The sequence below is a fragment of the Mesorhizobium sp. M0317 genome (assembly GCF_040321555.1).
Taxonomy (GTDB): domain Bacteria; phylum Pseudomonadota; class Alphaproteobacteria; order Rhizobiales; family Rhizobiaceae; genus Mesorhizobium.
This window is the reverse complement of record NZ_JAMYRV010000111.1, coordinates 1-723: the sequence shown is the minus strand read 5'-3', so window position 1 is coordinate 723 and position 723 is coordinate 1. Positions and strand designations below refer to the sequence as shown.

At 55.3% G+C, this 723-nt stretch carries 1 protein-coding gene; it reads right to left on the bottom strand.

Annotated features, from left to right (window positions below):
• On the bottom strand, positions 1-723 hold a 723-nt coding region (locus NKI88_RS31750; RefSeq protein ID WP_352659347.1), incomplete at both ends, for a trimethylamine methyltransferase family protein.

Here is a 723-nt window from a genome sequence, read left to right as displayed (position 1 = left end):
ACCCGCCAAGAATCGCAGGATAAACTTTCAGAATAGAATCGTAACCAGCGTAGAGGTCATCCCCCTTCGATCCGGATTTGGCGCCATTCGTCCGCCATGGAATGCCGTAGAATCTGGCCATCTGCCCAAATATGAACATTGCAAGCGCCACCTCTGGCGAACCGAATGTTGGCGAACCGCTCTTCATGTAAACGCCCATCGGTGCCACACCCATTAATGCACGACATCCGGGACGGATGATTTGGCTGAACGCTACACCAGCAATAACCTCAGCCACTATCTGCGCCGTTGCGGCGAGCACGTGCACAGGCGTGGAAGCGCCATAAAGTACAAAAGGCGAAAGCAGAAGCGCCTGGTTATGAGCCGCGTATAAGCGTAGCGATTCAAGCTGCGTTTGGTCCCAAACGAGCGGTGAGTTGCAGTTGAGGAACGCGGTCATGACAACGTTCTCGTCCACGAATTCCTCGCCGAAAACGATCTTCGCCATGTCCAGACTGTCTTGCGCCTGAAACTCGGACTGAGACGAGCCCATAATAGGTTTGTCGGTGGTGAGGAACGAGGATTCCACCATGTGCAAGTGTCGGTGCGGCACCGAGATGTCCATCGGCTCGAGCGTGTAGCCGCCGTTGTAGTGGATTGCCGGGTTTACGTGGTGCAGCTTCATCAGCGTGCGCATATCCTCGGCGGTCGCTTGCCGCCGGACACCGTCGAGATCAATAAGAT